The sequence below is a fragment of the Pseudomonas sp. genome, from assembly GCF_050739995.1.
Classification (GTDB): domain Bacteria; phylum Pseudomonadota; class Gammaproteobacteria; order Pseudomonadales; family Pseudomonadaceae; genus Aquipseudomonas.
The window spans coordinates 1-2055 of the sequence record NZ_JBOICG010000311.1; the positions used below are offsets into that span (position 1 = coordinate 1).

At 61.2% G+C, this 2055-nt stretch carries 4 protein-coding genes; 2 read left to right on the forward strand and 2 right to left on the reverse strand.

Going from position 1 to position 2055, the window contains the following annotated elements; translation table 11 throughout:
• The coding region (gene lysA / locus ACRESD_RS10475) for a diaminopimelate decarboxylase (RefSeq protein WP_431750843.1) at window positions 1-1031 on the reverse strand (1031 nt) is incomplete at its 3' end.
• 9 nt (window positions 1032-1040) lie between these two features.
• Entirely contained in the window at window positions 1041-1202 is a 162-nt protein-coding gene (lptM, locus tag ACRESD_RS10480; RefSeq protein WP_074851643.1) for an LPS translocon maturation chaperone LptM, read from the reverse strand.
• A gap of 238 nt (window positions 1203-1440) precedes the next feature.
• Between lptM and cyaY the strand changes: the two genes are divergently transcribed.
• Entirely contained in the window at window positions 1441-1788 is a 348-nt protein-coding gene (gene cyaY / locus ACRESD_RS10485) for an iron donor protein CyaY (RefSeq protein WP_431750844.1), read from the forward strand.
• Between the two features lie 2 nt (window positions 1789-1790).
• Window positions 1791-2009: a DUF1289 domain-containing protein gene (locus ACRESD_RS10490; RefSeq protein WP_431750845.1), complete on the forward strand. Its 219-nt coding sequence runs from the start codon at window positions 1791-1793 to the stop codon at window positions 2007-2009.
• Window positions 2010-2055: the final 46 nt, after the last annotated feature.

Below are 2055 nucleotides of genomic sequence, written 5' to 3' on the forward strand. Positions count from 1 at the left end.
GTCTCGCAGATCGGGCCGACGATGTCATAGGCGCGGGCTTCGCTTGCGCGAGGCGTCACGGCGGTGACGTTCATCCAGGCCTGGTACAGCGCCGGGCGGATCAGGTCGTTCATCGCCGCGTCGACGATGGCGAAGTCCTTGTGCTCGGTGTGCTTGAGGTATTCGACTTGGGTCAGCAGCACGCCGGCATTGGCAACGATATAGCGGCCTGGCTCGAACATCAGTGTCAGGCCGCGGCCCTCGATGCGTTCAAGGGCTGCTTTGATGTAGTCGGCCACCAGCGGCGGTTCTTCGTCGCGATAACGCACGCCCACACCACCACCCAGATCGATGTGGTGCAGGTAGATGCCACATTCGCCGAGACGGTCGACCAGTGCCAGCAGGCGGTCGAGGGCGTCCAGGAACGGTGGCAGCGTGGTCAGTTGCGAGCCGATGTGGCAATCGACGCCCAGCACTTCCAGGTTCGGCAGTTGGGCGGCGCGGATGTACACGTCTTCGGCGTCGGCAATGGCGATGCCGAACTTGTTCTCTTTGAGACCGGTGGAAATGTACGGGTGGGTGCCGGCATCGACGTCCGGGTTGACGCGCAGGGAGATCGGCGCGCGAACGCCCATCTCGGCGGCGACCACTTGCAGGCGCTCGAGCTCGTCGGTGGATTCGACGTTGAAGCAATGCACGCCGACTTCCAGCGCACGGCGCATGTCTTCGCGGGTCTTGCCGACGCCGGAAAACACGATCTTGTCAGCCTTGCCGCCAGCTGCCAGCACGCGCTCCAGCTCGCCACGGGAGACGATGTCGAAACCGGCGCCCAGGCGCGCCAGGACATTCAGTACACCCAGGTTGGAGTTGGCCTTGACCGCATAGCAAACCAGGCTCGGCGTGCCTTCCAACGCGTCGGCAAAGCTGCGGTATTGGGCTTCGATGTGCGCACGGGAGTACACATAGGTCGGGGTGCCGAAGCGCTCGGCAATCGCGGACAGCGCCACGCCTTCCGCGAACAGCTCGCCGTCCCGGTAGTTAAAAGCGTCCATGAGGTTCCCTTAGTAGGTGTCGTGCTTGTGCGCTTTGGACTGCGACGTTTGCGCCTGATCATTGGGATCTTTGCTGTCATCCGGCAGGTACAGCGGGCCTTTCTGACCACAGGCACTAACGAGGCAAGCGACCGCGACGAGCGCAGCAAGGGAAGAGATCAGGCGCTTCATGGCGAAATCCTTGAATATGCATTAATTGCGCCCGAGTATACCGACCACCCGCCAGCTTGCCTATGCGCCGGAATACCCGTCCGGCGGGGGTTTGCCGAGATAGTTCGGAAGCGGGCTACGCTAGCTGAGGATTTTTCATGCGGCCATTGCGAATGAAATCGGTATCCTTTGCATTCGGCGTAGCTCGCCCGTATGGTGCGGCGCTTGAGCAAAACCAGACACTTTTGAGGTTGCCACAATGAGTTTGACCGAAGCCCGTTTTCACGACTTGGTGGATTCGACCCAGCAGGCGCTGGAAGATATTTTCGATGACAGCGGCCTGGACGTGGACCTCGAAAATTCGGCCGGCGTACTGACCGTCAAGTTCGAGAGCGGCCAGCAACTGATCTTCAGTCGCCAGGAACCGCTGCGTCAGCTGTGGCTGGCGGCGCGTTCCGGTGGTGTCCACTTCGACTACGAAGAAGAAAGCGGCAAATGGCAGTGCGACAAGAGTGAAGAGCTGTTGGGCGAGATGCTCGCGCGCCTGGTCCAGGAATATACCGGCGAAGAGCTGGACTTTGATGAGTTGGGGCAGGACGAGATCTGACTGTGACCCAGCCTGCGCCTGCACGCCCGCCGAAGCCGCTGTTCAGCAATGTCAGCCCGGCGGTGCCGTCACCTTGTATCAGTTTGTGTCGCCTGGATGAGCAGAAAGTCTGCCTCGGCTGCTTCCGTCACGTGGAAGACATCCGAGAATGGCGCTCTGCCGACGATCAGCGCCGCCGCGTCATCGTCGCCCAGGCCGAGCAGCGCAAGGCCTCTGTTTGAGCCCGGCTTGTTTATTTGTTGTGCTGTGGTAGTGTCCGGATACACC

Excerpts from the sequence above, each read along its gene's own strand:
- lptM (WP_074851643.1), bottom strand. The coding sequence starts at position 1,202 with ATGAAGCGCCTGATCTCTTCCCTTGCTGCGCTCGTCGCGGTCGCTTGC.
- cyaY (WP_431750844.1), top strand. The coding sequence starts at position 1,441 with ATGAGTTTGACCGAAGCCCGTTTTCACGACTTGGTGGATTCGACCCAG.